A 20,975-nucleotide genomic window follows, 5' to 3' on the forward strand; every position below is an offset into this window, starting at 1 on the left:
CATGAAAAAACCTATCCTCATCCTCCTCATCAGCCTTTTCACCACTATGGCTTTTTCCCAAAATCATATCCTCCCTCTATGGGAAGGAACCCCTCCCCTGCAAAATCCCAGTGACCTAAAGGAAGAATCGACCCAGCAGGGAATCTTGAGAATCGCCAATGTCCAAACACCCACCATCGAAGTTTATTTGCCAACCAAGCAGATCGCAACCGGGGAGGCTGTGGTAATTTTCCCGGGAGGAGGCTATGGAATTTTGGCCTACGACTGGGAGGGCACTGACTTTGCCAAATGGCTCAATGCGCAGGGAATCGCCGGAATCGTAGTCAAATACCGCCTGCCAATTTCCAAGTCGCTTACCGACCCGAAGGAAGTACCACTGATGGATGCACAGCGAGCCATTCGCCTAGTCAGGCAAAATGCCGAGGCTTGGAATATCAATCCTGCCAAAGTCGGGATAATGGGCTTCTCTGCAGGGGGGCACTTGGCCTCCACTCTCAGCACACAATACACACATGAAGTCAATCGCCCCAAAGATGCCATCGATGCCCTTTCTGCACGCCCGGATTTCTCCATTCTGGTTTATCCGGTCATCTCCTTTCGGGATGCCGCGGTTCATTCGGGTTCTAGAAAAAATCTAATCGGAGAAAATGCTTCCCAGGAATTGATGGATCGCTTTTCCGGGGAATTGAATGTAACAGCTGAAACTCCCCCGACCTTTTTAGTACATGCTCAGGATGACAAAGGCGTTCCTATTGAAAACTCGCTCTTGTATTATGAGGCCTTGCATAAGCATGGAGTGAAAGCTTCCCTTCACATCTATCCCAGCGGAGGTCATGGCTTTGCTTTTGGCTTGGGAAAAGGAGCAGTAGAAGGCTGGAGAGACATACTGCTCGCCTGGATGAAAGAAACTGTTCAGTAGGCAGTCGCAGTAATCAGTTTTTGAAGTGTTGGGTATTAAAGTCTGACTTCATCAACCTAATAACTTTTAACCATTAACAATTAACTTCCTGACATGCCCATCAAAGTAATAGCCTTCGACGCAGACGACACCCTTTGGGTCAATGAACCCTTTTTCCGGGAAGCGGAAGAGAAATTTGCAGGCTTGCTGGAGGACTTCATGCCTCAGCATGCGATCATGAAGGAGCTCTATCGCACAGAAATTGAAAACCTGAGAATGTATGGCTATGGCATCAAAGGGTTTATGCTTTCTATGATCGAGACGGCTTTGAGGATTTCTGATCATAAAGTCCCGATTACTCTAATCGATAAAATCATCCGTATCGGTCAGGAGATGCTTGAAAAACCTGTGGAACTATTACCCGGAGTAGAAGAGGTTTTGAAAGCCTTGAATGGGGATTTTCGGATGGTCATGGCTACCAAGGGAGACCTGGTAGATCAGGAGAGAAAACTGAGAAAATCCGGTTTGGAGAAACACTTCCACCATATCGAAATCATGAGTGAGAAGCGGGTCAGTGATTACGAAAAGCTAATTCGTCACCTGGATATCCACCCTTCCGAATTTCTGATGCTGGGCAACAGCCTGAAATCAGACATTTTACCCGTTTTGGAATTGGGAGGATATGGAATCCATATCCCCTTCCATATCACTTGGGTACATGAGCAAGTGGATCATGAAGTGAAGAATGAGCGGTTTTTTAAGGTGGAAAACATCGGAGAAGCGACAGAATTGATCAAAAAGCTTCAGAAATAATTATCCTGCCAATGGATTTGATTATTTCCTATATGATTATCCGCAATTATGCCAGTAGATCAAAAGTGGCCTCGACTTCGCTCGACCTCCGGATTCGGGATTAATGGTGGTAGGGGAGGAAAATGCGGCTGCGCCGCATTTTCCTCCCCTACCCAACTTAAAACATCGAACGGTCACCGAGCGACGGTTGGTGAGCTAGTCAAACCAAGTCGAGGTGAGCATTTATAAAATTTGGTTACTGGTAAGAAAGCGGATATACATTATTTTCTATTTCGAACTCTCATTTTTCTTTTAAAGCACTAACAAAATTTAAAAGCCGTAGTTATTTTTAAAAAAAAATTTTTTTTAAAACAAAAACAACATGTCTATCTCTAAACTTTACAATCTAAAATCCAAAGTGGCCATCGTAACCGGTGGTGGAAATGGCATTGGTAAAGCCAGTGCATTGATGCTAGCAGAAGCAGGTGCAGCAGTCGCTGTCAGTGATCTCAAACTCGCTGATGCAGAAGCTGTCGCAGAAGAAATCAACAAAAAAGGCGGTAAAGCCATAGCTGTGGAATGTAATGTCACAGAGGATGCCCATTTGGTAAATCTCGTAGATCAGACTGTCCGGGAGCTTGGAGGAGTTCATATTTTGGTCAACAATGCCGGGGGAGGTGGAGGAGGAAGAGAAAATCCTTCTAAAATTTCCGTGGAGGACTTTGCCTGGAGATTTCAACTCAATGTGTATTCAGCCTGGAGGCTTTCCCAACTTTGCGCTCCTCACATGAAAGAGGGCAAATATGGGTCGATCATCAATATCACCTCTATGGCAAGTATCAACAAAAGTCCGAATATGAGTGCCTATGCCTCTTCCAAGGCGGCAATGAATCACATGACTGCCAACCTGGCCATGGACTACGGGGTAGATGGAATTCGAGTCAATGCCGTGGGGCCCGGAGCAACCAAGACTGCCGCTTTGGAATCAGTCCTTACTCCTGAAATCGAGGCAAAAATGCTTGCCCACACTCCCATCAAGAGATTGGGAGAAGTAGACGATATCGCAGGAGCTGTATTGTATTTTGCCAGCCCCATTTCTGAGTGGGTTTCAGGCCAAGTCATTTTTGTAAACGGAGGAGGAGTCCAGACTCTAGACTGATATTTTCTTAACTAACACCAAACAACTATGTCTACAATTGAAAAACTATTTTCCTTCGAAGGAAAAGTAATTATCATTACTGGAGCTGCTGGCGCAATAGGAAGCGCGGCAGGCCATCTTTTTGCCAGCCTCGGAGCTAACGTAGTCATCTCTGATCTTAATGAAGAAGGAGCGATTCAAGTCGCTAAAGAAATTGAAAAGGAAAGCGGAAAAACAACTTTGGGGATCAAAACAGATGCAACTTCTGAAGCAGATTTGGAGCATTTGGTTACCTCCACACTCAAAAAATTCGGCAAAATCAGTGGATTGATCAACAATGTAGGTTGGGGAGCCAATACTCCAATTTGGGGCTCTGATTCAGATAAAATGGTCAAATCCTATTTACTCAATACAGTAGGGTCTTACAATTTGACCAAATTATGCATGCCTCACCTTGAAAAAGAGCCCAATGCTTCCGTGGTATTTTCCGGTTCACTTGTAGGTGTAAGTCCATCTCCGGAGTTTATTGAATACAGTACCGCCAAAGCCGGTTTGATGAACATGGTCAGAAGCATGGCAGTCGTATCCGGACCGAAAGTCCGCTTCAACACTGTATTGATAGGCAGTGTGGATAATGGAGATAGCACTTTAGCAGCTGGATATACTCCTGAGATGCTGAAAGCCTTGTCTGATATGTTTGTCATGAAACGCCGAGGTGCTCCAATGGAAATTGCCTATGGAATGATGTTTTTAATGAGTGATGCTGCTCAATGGATCACAGGCATCGATCTGCGGATTGATGGAGGAGGTACTTATCGAAGTAAAATGCCCAAAAAAGAAGACTAAACTAAGAGGACTGACTAGGAGAAATCTTCAAGAAGAACGACCCAAGTGATTTTTAAAACTCACCTCTAAATCGATCATCTGACTTCTTTTAGACAGTCCTTTACCTCCAATGACATGGGGATAATCAGACGAGTATTTTCATTAGGATTTTTCTTGTTTTGGCTATCTGGACTTTATCCACTACTAGCCCAGCAAAACATAGCATTTGGAATAGAAACTATCCCATCCAATGCGGAAGGTAGCCCTATTCGTTCGGTGCTTATCCTGTTGGAAAAGGATGGAAAAACCTACTTAGCAGATTCGACAGAACTTGAAAAGTTCACTGATTCCTTTGAGATCAGACCCGGAGGGAGCTTTAGGCAGTTTACTGCTGATTTGGCCTTGGAAGTTGTAAGAAAACAACCGGAAATAAAATCAGCATCCTATAGACTCTACAATACCGAACTGGGAGGTCCAGTCACTTTTGTACTTACTGCTGAATTTCTAGAGGAAGGGGATTCTAAAGAACCAATTTTAGAAGAAAAGGCAAGATTCCCTTTGATTTCCCAAACCGAAAAATCAAAACTCACCTGGCTTCTAAACGGAGGAGGAGGATTTTATCATGAACAAAACGGCCTTTTTGCACAGGGTGCGCAATTCACTCAGGGAAATCCGGTAGCTACTGACCCTGCAGGATTAGGACCAAGGTTTTGGGGGGAATTTTATATTGAACCCGGTTTGGCGGGTATTACCCAATTGGGTAAATCAAAGATTTTCCCTTATGCTTCAGTTTCCTTCCTTCTTTCCGGAAGAAACAGCAGCGATATTTATTCGGCAGGAGCAACTGCCTTTGGAGCAGTAGAGCGTCTTTATGGAGGTATTCTATTACCCAGATTAGGAAAAAATGAAAAACTCAGTTTTGACCTTTCTGCAGGACGACAGTTTTTCCAACTGAATGACGGATTCCTTTTTGCCAAATTCTCAGGCTCTGCTAATGCTGGAGAGAGAGGTTCTGTGTATTTGAATTCCAGGACAACCTTTCAAATGACTGGTTTGGCAAAAATCCGCTATGGGAAATTTCACCTGGATGGTTTTTTCCTGGAGCCTCAGGAGCTTTTCAAAGATCGACAAACAGATACCCGATACTTAGGCAGCTCATTGCAATTCCAAGACAATAAGCATTGGGATTTGGGTTTAAGCTACATTTCGATTATCAATTCCTTATCCCAATACAGCACTACCGGGAATCCTATTCCCTGGGAGGGCTTGCGAGTCATCAACCCTAAGCTATGGATCAACAACTTGGGACAAAAGGGCATTTTCCTAAAATCAGAATTTGCCTACCAAACGCATGCAGATGCAGATATAAAAGCGCTAGGTTGGTACATTGGAGGAGGGCTTCTTAAAAAAGCATGGAAAGGAAGTCCATCTTTCTACTACAGATTTGCCTACATGCAGGGAGATGATCCTGCTACTCCTACCTATGAACGATATGATGCACTCCTCACAGGAGGACTGGGAAATTGGGTTCAGGGATTAAACTTCAGAAAAATATCAGGAGACGGAAACTTCCTCACCCACAGGGTAGAAGTAAAGGGGTATTTGAAAAAAAATATGGAGCTCTCTCTGGATTACTTTCATTTTCGCGCGGATCAATTAAATAATCAGGGAGGCCTACCTCCTATCAATTCTTTCAGTTCCAAATCCATTGGGCAGGAAGTGACTGCTACTTTCAGATACTTCTTTGCAAAGAATTACCTCTTCTTAGGGATATTCACCTGGGGAGATCCGGGGAAGGCCATAACTGAAAATTTTGAAACTCAAACCCCAGATTGGTTATCCTTTCAGGGAACGGTATTTCTTTTCTTTTAAAAATTAATTTATGTCAACATCTACTTACACCCCTGCTTCCATTTGGAAAGGTGCCCTCGTTGGAGGTTTGATAAATACTTTCATCAATGGGGTGATCAATTGGTTCCAAGTAAAAGATCTCGATTCTGTTTTAGTCACTGACAATTTGATTTCAACAGAAGCACACACCTTATTTTCTGGAGCCGTCCCCTTAGCCGTCAGTTTAGCATTTATTTTATCCGGTGTAGCCTATGCCTCCACCAAAGTCCCCGATAAGCCTGCTTACTTTCCGAGATATTTTTTAAAATCCCTTCAGTATGCCTTTTCTGCTTTTGGAATGGTAGTGACGCTTGGAGTGCTTTGGCAGCGATGGATGGGATCTGTGGAAATTTCCCCGATAACAGCCGCAATCTGGGCAGGAATTATTGCAGGAATTGTTTCTGTGATTGTTAATTTAATGGTAGTAACTGACTTGGTAAAGAAATGAAACATAAGCTCACCTTTCTTTTTTTCTGTTTGACTCTCAGTTTTGGTATGGCTCAAAATAAAAAAGACTATTCCAATGGCGTCCCTATCACCAAAGGAACTTGGTTTAGCAGCTTGAGTCTATCGGCAAACTCACGGACAGGAGAAAATGACCGGCAACTATTCGCAACCTATATCGAACAGCAAAGAAACGGCTTCAATCTACGGGTCGATCCAGGATATGTCATCAAAGACAATCTAGGTATTGGAATTGGTTTGCTGTACGGTAGTCGAAAAGATGAAAGTATTCAGCAATCCTCTGACGGAGTGATCTCAAATGTAAACTCTGCAGAAAGGAAGTTTGAAATCAGACCCTATGTCAAGAATTTCATCCCTTTGGGAGAAAGTAACCGCTTTTACATTGTCATCCCCACTGAATTACAAATTGGATTCGGAAATGGAATCCAAGAGACCACCACAGATGGGGTATTGACAAGAGAGTTTACAGATGGAATTTATTACGGTCTGGGGATGAGACCGGGAATGCTGGTTTTTATCCGTGAAAATTTCGGATTTGAAGTCAATGTCGGTGCTCTTGGAATCAGTCGGACTATCATCACCAGCGAAGCAACCGGTCTGCCGGACTCCAAAGTGAATTCCGGCGATCTTAGCCTGAAAATCAACTTGTTGGAACTGTCACTTGGATTCTCCATTTACCTATGAAAAAGATAAGCATTAGAATTTCCCTCCTATTTCTGGCATTTTCAATACTCACTTTTTCCTGTATTGATGAAAACTTTTTTGGTAAATCTTCCCTGAAGCAAATCCGCTATTTCACAGTATCGGGGCAATTGGGAAATACTCAGATCATTGAGGACAGCCTTTTGATTCGACTTTCTGTCGGTTCAAAAGTAGATATTACCCAACTGGCTGCAGATTCTATCGGCCTCAGTTCTTACGCTAAGGTCACTCCTGCACAAGGTGAGGCTCAGGATTTTTCCTCCCCCGTCACCTATCAAGTTCAAGCTGAGGATGGTTCCCTAGCCAGCTATCAGGTCATTGTAACCAAGCAATCTGAAAACCAGCAATTGGAAAACTCAGAGTTTGAGGATTGGTACACGCCTGCCGGCAAAAACTATGAGGAGCCTGGAAAAGATGCCAATTCGATATGGGCCTCGGGAAATGCCGGGGTAGTGACCTTGGGTGATGCAAACGTAGAGAAATTTGAGGTAGCGCCGGGTGATTTTTCGGCCAGGTTAATCACACGTGATCTGGGTCCTTTGGCCCAATTGGTAGGCCAGAGAATGGCTGCCGGTTCCATGTTTACCGGGAAATTCGTTTTGGACATTTCCAATCCTCTTAATTCTACCCAATTCGGAATCGCATTCACCGGCAAGCCAAAAAGCTTCACCATTAACTATTCCTATTCTCCAGGAGAAGTTTACCGAAATGGTAAAGGCCAGGTTTTGGAAAAAGAAGACCAAGCTGACATTTATCTCTTACTCGAAAACAGATCCGGTTCTGAAATTAAGCGGATTGGAACTGCCTGGTTAAGAAGCGGAGAGTCAATCGCAGAATTGAAGGATGTTACTGTGCCGGTCATATATGGCCCAATTCCTCCTGATTCCCCTTCATTTTGGTTTCCGGCCAACGGGCAATTTGGCTCCGCAAACGAAGAAGTGACCCACCTGACTTTGGTCTTTGCATCCAGTGCCGAAGGAGCCAATTTTGAGGGTGGAGTAAATAGTACCTTAATTATTAATTCCGTCAAATTGAACTATTGAAGAGCCAAGAATTTGGCTATCACCCATTCTGATAATCTGATTTAAGGGTCTTCATTACCTCCAGGTATTGTTCTTTGCCTTTGACGGTGAGAAATGGACTAAAGACATTCAAAATTCCGGCAAGATAAATCGGCTTGACTTCTTCAAACAACTTATCGTTGTCGTAAAGAGAATAGGATGAAATCCATGTGGTCATCGTATTGATGAATTGGAAGCGGAAGATATGCTTTGGAAACTCTTCCAGTATCTCTTCAGTAAGAAGCCCATGATCTACAAGGGATCGAACCATTGCGAAAGGCTTATCTTTCCTATTGTTCCAGGTTGTCGTGATTTGATCAAAAAGCGTCTTCTGGGATTGACTGGCCAGAGAGATAAATCGAATGGTCGAACGATTTTCAAACTGTATGTCCATGATTTTGGAAACAAAATCCAGGAATGTAAAAAAAGAAGGGGCTTGGGCAACAGAGTCGCTGATAGAAATCTCAGCTACCTCCTTTTCATAAATCTCAGCTAATCCTACAAACAAATGATCCTTGGTCGGGAAATAATTGGTGATCCCCCCAATGGTGATTCCTATGATTTTGGATAATTCCCTAAGAGTCAAAAAAACTCCTTCTTCATTTAAAATCCTCCTAGATTCAAAAAGGATGTTTTCCTGAGTTTTTTTTCCTTTGGTTTTCTTTTCTACAGTCATAATGGGCCTAAATGTCGAATAGAACTTGCCTCCTATCCAACTTTAATCTGATCAAAAACTAAACTAGAGAAATTGCTTCTATTCTTTAAGTCACTCATGTAAAAACCAAACTTTATTAAAAATAGGATTAAAAAAAGACTCATTAGAGTATTCCAAAGTTTTTTTAAGAAGGGTGATTCTGGATAAAATTTTAACGAGGTAAAAAAACCAGACCTTCTTTGGTCCACCATCCTAATCTCCCATCATGATCGATTTTTAGCCAGCTCTATCCACCATCTGAATGCGGAATTGAAAAAAAACCAAAAAAAATCAATTTTAATTCAGTTCATTTTCCAACACCTGTTTCTCCTCAATCAAGACATTTCTCAGCTTTTCATATCCTAATTCCTGTACCGATACCTTTTCATCAATTGACAAAGATGCCGCAGCTGCCGCACTTTGGCCCAAAATCATAAAAACAGGTTCCATCCGGATGGATCCAAAGGCGGTGTGCGAACTGGACACACATACGGAGACGAGAAGATTTTTACATTCCTCTTCTCTAGGAACCAAGGTGCCGTAGGAAATGGAATAAGGCTGCTTGGGGTGCACACCGATATCCCCCTCGTTTTGGACAAAACCTCCTGGAGTCACAAAGCGCTGAGTATTGTGTGAATCCAGTGAATACGAACCCATGCCCACAGATTGGGGAACCACCTTGGCCCCAAGCACATCGTGTTCGGTCATGACGTAGGATCCTATCATTCTTCTGGCTTCCCGAACATAGATCTGATGCGGCCAATTACCATTGTCGGTAAATTCATCTTTGGCCAATCCGTAATTGCCTATCTCATTTCTCACATTTTCAGGAACCCGGCTATCATTTGCCAGAAAATACATCAAGCCTTTCTGGTAATCTTCGTGCTCCCGAATGATTTCCTTTCTCCGCTCATAGCTTGCTTCCGGATAATCGTAATTTTTTCCGATGTAGTCCGTGCTGAAGGGACCATGATTATTGGTGTCTGTCTTCAGATTCGGAATCGGGTCAAATTTCCAAAAGGTCTCATTCCAGCCAGCGGCATAAACCCGGGCCAGCAGTTCATAGCGATTGGAATCGTAGTTGGTGGGTTTGGGAAAAGGAATACGATTATCAGGATTTCTGCTCAATGCCATTCGGAAATTGTAGGCTTGTAACCGTCGGTCTCCTTCCCCGTTTTTGCCCGGATTCTCAGGAGAAATCTCAGGTAAAAGCCCACTGCTTGGATCACCCGGTATCCTATAGGCCGAGATAGAGTCCATGAAATAATGCCGGTGCTGATAGACTCCGACTTGCACTCCATTCCAAGTTTCCCCATAAACCGAATTAGCTTCTCTGCCCACATGGTAGCTTACACCGGCTGCAGCCATCAAATCCCCTTCATAAGTCGCATCGATGAAGACTTTACCCCTGTACTTTTTGCCAGAAAGGGTCTGAATCGAGACAATCTCCCCATTCTTTTTGATCACTCCCTTTTCCCGATCCAGCCATTCATCCCGATGGACTACAAGCTGAAACTCCTCCACCCAATCCTCAAAAATCTGCTCTGCCACATGCGGTTCAAAAATCCACATGGTCCGGTTTTCCCCGTCAATGGCCGGAGTCCCTTGCCCTTTGTTGCCATACTCCTCCCGCTTTTGCCATTTCCAAGCCGAATCTTGGGCATAGTGTAGATAAACCCGATGGTAAAATTCCCTAGCCAATCCCCCGATGACCACCTTGTTCCCCGTATCAGTAAACCCCAAACCACCTGAAGACAATCCCCCCAAATGGATATCCGGAGAAACCACAATGACGGACTTCCCCATCTTCTTTGCCTGCACTGCTGCAGTAATAGCGGAAGAAGTACCTCCATAAACAATGATATCGGCTTCATAGCTTCCTTCCCGAACCGACGAACAGGCGATCAGAAAGGAGAAGATTAGGGAAGCGAATAGGAGTCTCATTGGGAATTGGGTAAAGGGTAAAGAGTTACTAATAAATAGTTATTGGTTATTGGCAATTGATCATTGATAATTGGTTATTGGTTATTGGTCATTGATCATTGGTCATTGATCATTGATCATTGGTTATTGATTATTGGTTATTGGAAATTGATTTTCAATTTTTCCCAAAACTCTCCGCTTCGGAATTCAGCTGGCCATCTCCGGGATTTTCACCCGAAAAGACCAAAATCCGATAGTTGAAAGTCACTGACTCTCCTGCTTTCAAGCCAAAATTCAATACATCCTTTCCTCCGCTCAGCTCCTTTTGACCCAAAGGATTGGCAGAGAACAATCCATATCCCCGAGCATGCCAATAGGTAGGATAGCCGGGATTGGAAGGATGATCCAAAATCACCACTGATATCTTCTCCTTTTCAATTTGTCCATTGAGTGTCACCCATTCTCCCCGGGTACCCCAAACGTCATCCCCCTCTTTTCCGGCACTGCTTCGATATTTCCCGGTCACACCCTCATTATTGAGACTGGGAACCGTGGTCGGAATCCCATTGGCATCGGTAAACAGCTCGGGTTTGTTGGAGGGATGCTCCAGTTCTCGGGCGACGCGGATGGCAAATACTCCTTCCTTATTATCCTTCATGGATATCGGCTCGTCCTGTGCGGTAAGTGTCGTGATTCGATCTATGGTCCGTTTTTTTCCTTCTGAGGAAAAAACAAACCGAGTCTTTTCTTTCAGCAAAACCTTCCCATCCGGAGCCAACCAGTCCATGGTCACTTCCAATTCAGCGGAATTTTTGTTTTCCTTGAGATCAGTGATTCCGGTATGTCGGATAGTTCCGTATCGGTCTTTTTTGTCAGCCGGAATTGCATCGGAATTATTCCAAAAGTCCAGGCCATTCACATCTCCATAATTCATCCAATGTCCGATATGGTGGGGATGGTCCACCCGCTCTCCGGCTCTTGGTGCCAAAGGAAACCCTCGGGTGATTTCATGCCCTCCAGCGGTGATAATGGGATAAAGCACCGGCTTGGCGATGGTCTCAGGATAGTAATAGGCTGTAAAAAGCTCATCCCCAATCCTTACTTCCACCTTGTTTTCAGCATCTATCCGGATCAGCTTCACTGATTCATTTTGTGCCTGAAGTGGAGTGTTCATTGTGCAAAAGAGGGACAGCAGAACCCCTGCTGTCCCCCATTGGATTTTTTTGATCGATTGCATAACTCAATATTGGAATGGCTTGCCTCCGGCTAGGACTTCTTGCTTTTCCTCATCAAAAGTCACAAACTGACCGGTTCTCAGCGCCGCCGTAGTCATGATATTGGCGATGGAGTGATTGTATCCGGCCATTACGTCTGCATTGGGCTTTTTGCGTGAGCGAACGCACTCCATCCAGTTGCGCATATGGGCAGAAGTCATGTCATCAGCCCCGGTGTTGGCACCGGTTTCCACTTTCACGGCTTCGCCCAAAGCCATTTCCTGCAGCAGGTTTTCCTGCATTCCCATGGCTCGGGCCTGATTGGCTCGAAGCCCTCCGTTTGGAGAGATTTTATTCGTATCCAAATTCAACTCTCCTGCATTGGAATAATAGATTTCTTTGGTGCCTCCAGCGGAATTGGTAAAACGTGAGGAGTAAATCACCTGGAAACCTTTGGACATGTCATTCAATGGGCCATAGTCAAATACCGCGGTCATGGTATCGAAATTCTGCCGACCGTCTTTCCAAAGGTAAATTCCCCCATTGGCTGCCACACTCCTCGGATGAGGCAAGTCGGTAAACCAATGCACGGTATCAATCTGATGGGCCATCCACTGTCCGGGAATACCGGAAGAATAAGGCCAGAATAGACGAAACTCTAAGTATTTTCTCGGATCCCAATCGGTCTTAGGCCGGTTCATCTGGTAGCGATCCCAGTCAGTATCCTCTTTTCGGATCTGACCCACCAAATCCGGTCTTCTCCAACGTCCGGGTTGATTGACATTCCAAGTCATTTCTACTGCCACAATATCTCCAAACTTGCCCGCTTTGATAAAATCATGCGCCTGGTGATAATTGATCCCGCTTCGACGCTGGGAACCCACTTGCACGATCTTCCCGGTTCGGAGCACCGCTTCCTTGGCCGCTCGGTTGTCAGCCATAGTTTCTGCGAAGGGCTTTTCTACGTAAGCATCCCTTCCGGCTTCCACTGCCTCTTTGCAATGCAAGGCATGCTGAAAATCAGCCGTGGAAATAATCACCGCGTCCACGTCTTTACGATCGTAGAGTTCATCGTTATTTCTACAGGCGGCGATATCCAAACCCGCTTTTTCCTTGACAAAGGCTTGGGCTTCATCTCTTCTTCGGCTCCAGATATCCGAGACAGCGGTAAACTGGAAGTTCATTTCCTTGGCATGGATCTGCATGGCGGGAACCAAAGCTCCCCGACATCGGTCGGAAAAGCCGACAATGCCCACATTCACCCGGTCATTGGCTCCGAGGATTCGGCTATAACTTTTAGGCGAAAAGGCCATGGCACCCAAGCTAAAGCCGGCTGTGCCCAAGGCGGTTTTTTTGAGAAAATCTCTTCTTGAATTATCGTTCATGGTTTTTTGGGTTTCTATGGTTAAAGTTTTGAGTTAATGGTTATTTGTTAATGGTTAATAAATTAAAGTCTAGCAGGATGGATTTTGAATAATAATGACTTCCTGATTTTACTTGCAAAACTGCCCACTGCTTACCGTCTACTGATCAACCAATTCCTGAAATAGGGCCAACTGTTCTGCCAATGCAGCAACCCGGTCAGCCGGCTTGGTTCGGGCTTCGAGCAGAATCCAGCCTTCGTAGTTCATGCCCAAGAAAAGGCGGAAAAGCTCGGGATAGGGATAGTTGCCCACATTGAACTCACGTACATGGACGGTATCCCCGAACCACTTTTTCACCGAATTGAAATTGGCTTCCAAACCCGGAGGAAGTAAGTCCTCCTCGTTGCAGTTCCAGCAGATTTTGACATTGGGTTCGGTCACATGGTCGAAGATCGCCTTCATCACTGGCAGTTCTTGGGTATACTGACCATGAACCTCCACCCGAATCAATTGTCCATAGTCTTGAGCATATTTTCCCACTTCATTGAAGGAAGCGGCAATCTGGGCGATGGTTTTTTCCTTGGGTACCTCAGGAGGAAGAAAATTAGGTTTGACCTTGATCCCTGTGGCTCCGATATCGTGGCAAAGCTCAATGTAGGCTTTGGTCCCTTCGATATTCTGCTTCAGCTTTTCCGGGTCAGGGCTGTGGTACTCGTAATTGCTGCCATAGCCCAAGCACGTGACAGGACTGTCTGCAAAGCGCTTCTTGACCTCTTCACGTTGGCTTTTGCTTAGATTGGTCTCTACGGCATGGGCATGTTGAGTGCGGAGTTCCACTCCGAGCACACCGGTTTTTTCACAATTGGCAATCAGGGTAGGCAAATCCCAATCTTTGCCCCATTCGTAGGTGACGAGTCCAAAACGCATTTTGGATTCCTTTGGGGAGGCATCCAAAGGTAAAACAGGCAAAACGGCAAGTCCTGCACCGCTGATCAGGGTGCTTTTCAGAAACTGCCTGCGGCTTAATTCCTTATCGATCATGCATTTAAAATAAGGAATTAAGTGTCTGGAACTCTTTCAGGGGAAGTTTAAATCTTCGGAAACGATTGAGTAAATCGAGACGAAATGGAAAAAAATTAAGCCCACACCAGATGAGGAAGCCAAGCTAAATCAAAATCAATCGATTCTTACCGCTTTCGGATATATCGGTTTTGGGCGACCTTATCCAAAAAAAGTTTTGACTCCACGCATTCCCACTCCATGGGTTGAGATAGCTCGGAAAAAAGTGGGATTCCTCCACCCAAAAGGATGGGAATGGTAGTCAGGATAAGTTCATCAATCAGATCTTCTTTCAAAAAGCTCTGAATGGTCTTCCCCCCATCGATGTAGAGTTGCTCATATCCTCGGTTATGAATCTCTTGAAGAACCTCCTTCAAGGGTCCTCGGACCAGTTCAGCTTTATCTCGGAATTTTTCAGGAATGGTAGTCAGGCTATTGCTCAGGACAAAAACCGGTTGAGTGTATGGCCAATCGATATCGAACCCGCAAACCGTCTCAAAGGTATTACGCCCCATAACCAAGGCATCGATTCCGGAAATAAATGCTCCATACCCCATGTCATTTTGCTCGGGGTTGGGAATGGAATGCAGCCAGTCTATTCCTCCATCCCTATCCGCGATAAACCCATCCATACTCGTAGCGATAAATACCTTGTTTTGCTTTTTCATTTTAGTGAAATTAAAAATCTGAGCTGGAAGAATTTACTTTCAAATCAAGCTATTTCCATCCATATTTCTCTCGGTCGAGCAGCAAAACCCGCATGGCTTGAAAAACCTTTCTCTTCTTTGGCTTTATAGGTTCCGATGACACATGCCAACCCGAAACTTCCGCAAAATGCTTTTTGAAAGCCGCTGACTCAAATTCATTCAAAACTTTGAATTTTTCATCGATCAAGTCCAAAATATCCGGTGGTAAAGATTTTACCCATGATTTCAGGTGTTTGGCTACAGCAAGGGTGGGCTTGTCCATCTTACGCTCAAATGTCACATAATCAGGAAGCAGGTAAGCCAGTTGGTGACGTAGCAGGTTGGCTTTCAACTCCAGAGGTTTCAAAGTCTTGTAAGCCCGAAAATGGAGCGTAAGGATTTCCATTTTAGTATCAAGCAAATAATTCTGGTATTCCGATTTGAGATACGGGAGTTTGGTGGATTGGAACAAAAGGCCTCCCAATTGAGAACCCGGATGCTTAAAAAACCAAGGAAGAAATTCCTTCTCATAGTATTGAACAAGTTCCTGATAATAGGCTATATCCACTTGCTTGGCCTGATCTGCGTCCCGATCGGTTTGTTCGAGATAAGCAATGGTCTTTTGGTGAAATTCCTGATAGGCTTCCCACTGATTTTCATTCAGAATTTCTTTAAAAAAAGTCCAGTCGTAATCCAGTTCTTCCCAACTGGTAAAGAAACTTGAGCCCGGATTCCCCCTTTTTCCTTCTTCAAAAGCATGGACTTTTTCAGCCTGCTCAGTAGTCAACTGAAGGTATTCTAATCGACCTTGGATGCCTTGAATATTCCAATCGGGGGTTTGGGAGGTCATGAGGTTTAGTATCTAAGCTAAGTAACAAGGATAAATTTCCTTTTCTAGTTTTTCTTTGCCAGGTAAAATCCATAGCTGTAATAATCCTTGAATTTATGATACAAATCGATTTCAGCTTGATAATCCTCTATCACTTTTCTGGCAAGTTCGGAATTGTTGTGACGTTTTAAAAAGGTGCCAAATCTAGCTTGCAAAGGCTTGTAATAGGTCTCAATCCAACTTTCCTGATCCAAATAGAAATACCCCACAAGGGTAAACCCATTATTTTCCAATTGCTTGATTTTATTTGAAGCAACATCGACTTCTGGGTACTCAGTTTTCCAGAACTGTTCTATTTCCTTTGGGCGAGAGTGGGAAATCCAAGTGATTTCACTTACTGCCAAATAGCCCCCCATTTTCAAATAATCCGACCATATTTTCAGTCCGTTTTCAAAGCCGATGTTATAAATCGCCCCTTCTGACCAGATTAGGTCCAATTCTTCATTTTTGAAAGGCAAATCATCTATGGATTTTTCAAGGGTGAGGATTTTGTCCCCCAATCCCAGTTTTTGAGCTTTTTCATTGAGCTCTTCCAAAAACTCCGGAAATAAGTCAACGGCCCTTATTTGTGCGTTTAATTTTTTGGCAAGTAAAATGGTCTGTCCACCTGAACCACACCCCATGTCAGCAACTTTCAATTTTTGGTCAGTGGGTAAATTCAATAAATCAAGCGCTCTAAGGGTGTCCTTTTCGCTTCCCGGTCCTTGCCTCTCGGAATTCTTATGAAGGTCAATAATCAGTTCTAGTTCTGTCACTTGTACGCTTTTTTAGGTTTGCCTTCCAGAATGTGGCAGGAAGTTTTCAATATATCCTTTATTTAATTGCTATTTAACAATTTTGGATTTAAGGAGTCTTTCCTATTTCCAATCCCATTTTGCCTTATCTAGACTAATTTCTGGATATCCTTTATCGGGGCCTTAAGTTATGACTATGATAACTAACCATGACTTGGAGGAAAAATCCGCCAATCCTCTCCTCCTTCGACATAGCCTTCCTTGATCCAATCTTCCAATTTGAAATGATCTTTCCCAATCTTGCTCGGAATAGTCAAATCAATATGATCATTGAATAAAGCATGAAAAACTGAATTCAATTTTTTATCTGAATAAGGGACACTCAAGCCTTCAATCGTTTGCCGACCTACATCAAAAGGAACAAAACGAAAACCTTGAAATCGGGATTCAATTCTCTCACACAGCATATGGAATGCGTCTGCAAATTCAAGTTCAGGAGAAAGAACCAGATAGCTTGTACTTCCAAAAGTGCCCTGCCCCTCAATTTTAACTGTATTTGTATCCTGACCGATAAGCGTATAGAAAGGCCCGACCAAGCTTACAAAGAAATGAAGCTCTTTGGTCCTCGTAAACTCATCGCTTGATATCTTATCCAGCAAAACATAAGAGCTAAATGAGGGCGCTTGCCCGTTGGTAGTGCCGACTATTTCCTTGCCAAGCTCCTTTTCGAGTTCTTTGGTAAAGCTCTTCCAGCGATCGGAAAAGTTTTCAGCTTGATGAATATTTTCCACTATCCTATGCTCAAGTTCCTTCAGTCCCGGATAGGAAAAGAACATCTTACTATTTTCTCGGTTGATGCCAATCGGATAAACTCCTTTTATGGCTTCATAAATCTTCCAAAAGTCAAACTTGTCTGGGTTAAAGTTCATTATTACAATTAGAGTTTTGCAGGAAACCTGTTTTTGAGCTGTCTGAAGGCTATTTCTTTGTCAGTTCCCACCTCCAAATCAGCCCATCTTCTGGATCATCAATCTCCCCCACTTTCTTAAAACCACATTTCATTAATACGCTTACAGAAGGGTTTTTCTGACCGAGGGTATGAGCGATTATAGATTTTACCCTGGAGTCTTTAAAGGCATTTTCAATCAATCCATTGGTCATTTCTGTTGCTAATCCCCTGTTTCGATAATCCGGAATTATTTCATACCCGAGTTCTACTACGCCATCATGGGTTGGTTTGCCTTTGTACCCTCCACTTCCGATTAATCGATTGTCAAGTTTATGAATTGGAAAATAGCCCCACCAATTTCTTTCTTCTTCACTTTCTTTTAATCGTTCAAGCGAATACTGGAAAGCTCCAAGCCCAAATTCAGTCCAATATTCAGGAACAATGGATTGGATTTTTTTGGAAAGCATTTCATTTCCCTGAATTGCGGCCTCTAAAATTTCAAGGTCGCAAGAGATGAGCCTTAGATTTTCGGTTTCTATTATCATTTTGTCTTCCTGCAAATGTTACTTTTCCTCTTTTAGCCTATCAGGAATAGATTTAACCATCGATTTCTGTGGTAACAAATCAATTTCCCGTCTACCGAAAACAAAACCAGCTAATCAGCGAAAACCTTGCTGGAAGCCGCTCACCCGATATAAGCTCTATCATGTGCTGCTTAACGATTTCTATTTTCTTAGAACCTTTTCTAAGATAATCATATGCTTGCACTGTATCCCGTTTTCAACTATTGGTTCAGGGTAGTTATTTATGAAAAAGTCCTTTTCGATTCTACTCATTTCAAACCCTACTTTCTGATAAAGCGCAAGCTGTCCAATACTGGAATTTCCTGTTCCTATGACTAATTTTTCAAACCCTAACTCACGACCCACTAATTCAGAGTATCCAAGCAGTTCTTTACCATATCCTTTTCCTTGTTCGCTTTCATCAATAGCTATGTTTTTTATTTCAAGGCTAGTCGAGTCAATTGGGTGAAGAACCAAAACTCCAATCACTTTTGAGTCAACTTTGGCTAGATAACAAGTTCCCGTTTTTAAATATTCATTTATCCGAACCCGGGACGGGTCAGCCAACTCTAGAAGGTCAAAAGGGATGTCACTGTTGTCTTTTGTTGGTGCTATATGTAGTCTCGAGTCTTTCAAGGGTTTTTGGGTCTCTTAAAATGCACTTTAATGTTTATCTTATGGCTTTTGGCACTCCTCCGCACTTTGCAACAAGACAGCTACAAACATCTACTCTATCGGCGCGGCTAGGTGCCTGTCAAAGTATTCGATCATCTTGCCAAACAGGTAGCGGTCGTAGTATTGCTCACGGCTCCACCCATGCGTCGCACCCGGTGCAAAGGCAAAGTCGAAATCCTTGCCCTGCTTTATCAGTTCTTCAGCCAAAACGGCTATCGTCTTGAAGGGTACCACATGATCCTGCATGCCATGGATAAACAGGAGTTTGTCCTCCAAATTGCCTGCATACTTGAGGGCTTTTCTTTCGAAAATCTCCGGGTGTGTCTGTGGGGTACGAACAATCGCAACGTCGTCCGTGCCAAAGAACAGCGGATCCACAGCTGCAGCAGCAGCAACGCCTACCTGGAATAAGCCCGGCTTCATTAACAGTGAATAAACGGAGAGTGTGCCTCCGTAACTGCTGCCCCAGATGCCGATACGATCGGGATCGACATAATCCAATGACTCCATGTAGGCAACGGCACTCGCATAATCCTCAATATCTTGGTCGGCAAAGCCCAACAGGAACTCTTCACGGAATGCCCGCCCATAACCGGTACTACCACGTGAATCCACCTGCACGATTATGTATCCCTTTTGGGCCAAGAGATGCTGTACGAGGCTGTAGTTGCCAGCCCAGCGGTTTCTTGCTGTATTCGAATACACGGGCCCAAAAATCACAGGATACTTCTTGCCGGGCTCCATGTTGGTAGGTTTCAGAATCCGGGCATGCAGCGTGTATTCATCTACCAAACTTGGAAAACTGACATATTCCGCAGCTGCCCATTTTCGCTCTGTGAAGGCGGGCAAGGGTGAATGGGTTATTCGCTTAGCATCACCTCCGACACTGCTTACCACGTAAAGCTCAGGTGGTGAGGTGTCATTACTATGCATGAACACCAAGTGCTGGCCATCCGGTGAGGGATAGCCCACGTTCTGCCCAGAAAGATGCGTCAACTGCTCAGTTTTGCCACCGGACATCTTGAGTCGATACACGTGTTGTTCGTAGGGATTAACCCCGTTGCCTTCATAAAACAGCGCATCACCAACAGTGCTTGGGGCTGACAACACATCATAGGATGGATCTGTCAGGAGCTGCGGAAGATCCCTGGATGGCGATGCATCGATCGTATAAAGACCATAACGATCCCCCATATCGCTTAAGAAAACGACCTGCTTCCCATCCGGATGCCAAGCAGATCCAAAAGTTGTGTACATGCGGCTTTCTCGAAAACCTCGCCAAATCTCTCTAAGTTGGTTTTCTCCGGGTGAAACGACGAACAACTTACGTTCGACTGCCGTATCGGATGCGATATCAATCAGCAGCGCACCGCTCGGTGACCAGTTAAAGTCGATGACCTGATTGGCTTGCGGGTCTGGCAAATCGAGGTAGGTGATGTTTCCGCTTGCCACATCGAGCAGGCCTACCCTGCGAATCTCGTTGGGATCGCCGGGATAACTTCGGCGTACCTCATTGGGACTGGTTTCGGTAGCGAGGTAATCCGGGAAGGGCACTTTTCGCATCTCGCGTCGGTCAACCACGTGAATGGCGATGGTCTTGCCATCCGGAGACCACTTGTAAGTTGGTCCACTCCAGATGCCCGGACCGATTTCACGTTCCGGTCGGCTATAGCGCCCCTTCGGTAAGCTAGAGAGAGGGGCGATGCCGATCTTGGTGAGTTGGCGATTTTGCTTGGAAGATAGGTCAGCAAGCCACAGATCACCGTTCCGAATATATGCGGCATGCTTGCCACTTGGCGATAGCGAGAGGTTACTTGCACCTGCCTCGAGGGGCATTAGCTGAAGATCGACTCCTTGGCTTACCGATGTCTGCCATAGGTGGTCACCTCGAAGGCTGATAATGGTGTTCGGGTCGGTCCAGACCATATCACGTATTGCCGGGGATTCTGTATTAGAAATAAGTCGTAATCCTTCCCCATCGCTTGTGGATACCCAGAGGCCACGCCCGGGAGTTCCTGGTTCACTCCAGGAAAAGGCAAAGTGCTCACTGTCCGGTGCCCAGACAGGCTGAGAAGGGCTTGTTCCCGTCAGTTTTGGAGTTGCGAAGAGGTCATCAAGCGTGAGTTCGGCTTCCTGTGCAGTGAGGATGGTGGGCATGGCCATCAGTAAGCCTGCTACTACCCATTTTTGCCAAAAAGAAATCTGTTGCATGTGTTTGCTTTAGTAAAGTCAAGTAAAATAATATGATTATCCCCAATGATGCCAGTAACCTAATTTTCTTTGCTAATCTTGCCGGATGTCCGATGTCCGATGACGGAAGCTGCAAAAATCGACCATTTTCACAGAATTTTCCCCGCAAAATTTCGGTACTGGTAAGAATTCGGATATACATATAAAATAATCCTATTCTGATCAAATGGCACTATCCATATTGGAACTCAAATTTTCTAAAGG

Annotated in this window: 20 protein-coding genes; 8 read left to right on the plus strand and 12 right to left on the minus strand. The window is 44.4% G+C overall.

Translation table 11 applies throughout. The features are described from left to right. The first annotated feature begins 1 nt into the window (after position 1). The 8 genes from AAA938_RS14310 (at position 2) to AAA938_RS14345 (ending at position 7,753) form a co-directional block, all read left to right on the plus strand. Positions 2-919 (plus strand): alpha/beta hydrolase, encoded by a 918-nt coding sequence (locus AAA938_RS14310; protein ID WP_338229428.1) that lies wholly within the window; start codon positions 2-4, stop codon positions 917-919. Between the two features lie 93 nt (positions 920-1,012). Then, the gene (locus AAA938_RS14315) at positions 1,013-1,711 is read left to right on the plus strand and encodes an HAD family hydrolase (protein ID WP_338229429.1); all 699 of its coding nucleotides are present in this window, start codon (positions 1,013-1,015) and stop codon (positions 1,709-1,711) included. Positions 1,712-2,072: 361 nt separating this feature from the next. Then, on the plus strand, positions 2,073-2,849 hold the full coding sequence (locus AAA938_RS14320) for a glucose 1-dehydrogenase (protein ID WP_338221331.1): 777 nt from the start codon (positions 2,073-2,075) through the stop codon (positions 2,847-2,849). Positions 2,850-2,876: 27 nt separating this feature from the next. Continuing rightward, entirely contained in the window at positions 2,877-3,674 is a 798-nt protein-coding gene (locus AAA938_RS14325; RefSeq protein WP_338229430.1) for an SDR family oxidoreductase, read from the plus strand. Positions 3,675-3,788: 114 nt separating this feature from the next. After that, positions 3,789-5,525: an alginate export family protein gene (locus AAA938_RS14330; RefSeq protein WP_338229432.1), complete on the plus strand. Its 1,737-nt coding sequence runs from the start codon at positions 3,789-3,791 to the stop codon at positions 5,523-5,525. Between the two features lie 10 nt (positions 5,526-5,535). Further along, entirely contained in the window at positions 5,536-5,991 is a 456-nt protein-coding gene (locus AAA938_RS14335; RefSeq protein WP_338221334.1) for a hypothetical protein, read from the plus strand. Next, positions 5,988-6,692, plus strand: coding sequence for an outer membrane beta-barrel protein (locus AAA938_RS14340; protein ID WP_338229433.1), 705 nt, complete (start codon positions 5,988-5,990; stop codon positions 6,690-6,692). Before AAA938_RS14335 ends, AAA938_RS14340 begins: the two co-directional genes overlap by 4 nt. Then, positions 6,689-7,753, plus strand: coding sequence for a PCMD domain-containing protein (locus AAA938_RS14345; protein ID WP_338229434.1), 1,065 nt, complete (start codon positions 6,689-6,691; stop codon positions 7,751-7,753). Before AAA938_RS14340 ends, AAA938_RS14345 begins: the two co-directional genes overlap by 4 nt. A gap of 19 nt (positions 7,754-7,772) precedes the next feature. Here the strand turns inward: AAA938_RS14345 and AAA938_RS14350 are convergent, their stop codons facing one another. From AAA938_RS14350 to AAA938_RS14405, 12 genes are all read right to left on the minus strand, one after another. Continuing rightward, complete coding sequence (locus AAA938_RS14350) at positions 7,773-8,447, minus strand: hypothetical protein (protein ID WP_338229435.1); 675 nt, start codon at positions 8,445-8,447, stop codon at positions 7,773-7,775. A 315-nt stretch (positions 8,448-8,762) separates the two neighbouring features. Continuing rightward, complete coding sequence (locus AAA938_RS14355) at positions 8,763-10,409, minus strand: FAD-dependent oxidoreductase (protein ID WP_338229436.1); 1,647 nt, start codon at positions 10,407-10,409, stop codon at positions 8,763-8,765. Between the two features lie 154 nt (positions 10,410-10,563). After that, a complete protein-coding gene (locus AAA938_RS14360) occupies positions 10,564-11,625 on the minus strand; it encodes a DUF6807 domain-containing protein (protein ID WP_338229437.1) in 1,062 nt (353 codons plus the stop codon). A gap of 3 nt (positions 11,626-11,628) precedes the next feature. After that, complete coding sequence (locus AAA938_RS14365) at positions 11,629-12,987, minus strand: Gfo/Idh/MocA family protein (protein WP_338229438.1); 1,359 nt, start codon at positions 12,985-12,987, stop codon at positions 11,629-11,631. Positions 12,988-13,125: 138 nt separating this feature from the next. Further along, positions 13,126-14,007, minus strand: coding sequence for a sugar phosphate isomerase/epimerase family protein (locus AAA938_RS14370; protein WP_338229439.1), 882 nt, complete (start codon positions 14,005-14,007; stop codon positions 13,126-13,128). 146 nt (positions 14,008-14,153) lie between these two features. Beyond that, positions 14,154-14,693, minus strand: a complete 540-nt coding sequence (locus AAA938_RS14375) for a dihydrofolate reductase family protein (RefSeq protein ID WP_338229440.1) — start codon at positions 14,691-14,693, stop codon at positions 14,154-14,156. Between the two features lie 49 nt (positions 14,694-14,742). Continuing rightward, on the minus strand, positions 14,743-15,561 hold the full coding sequence (locus AAA938_RS14380; protein ID WP_338229441.1) for a hypothetical protein: 819 nt from the start codon (positions 15,559-15,561) through the stop codon (positions 14,743-14,745). 44 nt (positions 15,562-15,605) lie between these two features. Then, the gene (locus tag AAA938_RS14385) at positions 15,606-16,355 is read right to left on the minus strand and encodes an SAM-dependent methyltransferase (protein WP_338229442.1); all 750 of its coding nucleotides are present in this window, start codon (positions 16,353-16,355) and stop codon (positions 15,606-15,608) included. Positions 16,356-16,537: 182 nt separating this feature from the next. Then, positions 16,538-17,263, minus strand: coding sequence for a hypothetical protein (locus AAA938_RS14390; protein WP_338229443.1), 726 nt, complete (start codon positions 17,261-17,263; stop codon positions 16,538-16,540). Between the two features lie 49 nt (positions 17,264-17,312). Next, on the minus strand, positions 17,313-17,828 hold the full coding sequence (locus AAA938_RS14395; RefSeq protein ID WP_338229444.1) for a GNAT family N-acetyltransferase: 516 nt from the start codon (positions 17,826-17,828) through the stop codon (positions 17,313-17,315). 180 nt (positions 17,829-18,008) lie between these two features. After that, entirely contained in the window at positions 18,009-18,482 is a 474-nt protein-coding gene (locus AAA938_RS14400; RefSeq protein WP_338229445.1) for a GNAT family N-acetyltransferase, read from the minus strand. Positions 18,483-18,572: 90 nt separating this feature from the next. Then, positions 18,573-20,732: a prolyl oligopeptidase family serine peptidase gene (locus AAA938_RS14405; RefSeq protein WP_338229446.1), complete on the minus strand. Its 2,160-nt coding sequence runs from the start codon at positions 20,730-20,732 to the stop codon at positions 18,573-18,575. Positions 20,733-20,975 lie beyond the last annotated feature (243 nt).

It is taken from the genome of Algoriphagus taiwanensis (assembly GCF_036245645.1).
GTDB lineage: Bacteria > Bacteroidota > Bacteroidia > Cytophagales > Cyclobacteriaceae > Algoriphagus > Algoriphagus taiwanensis.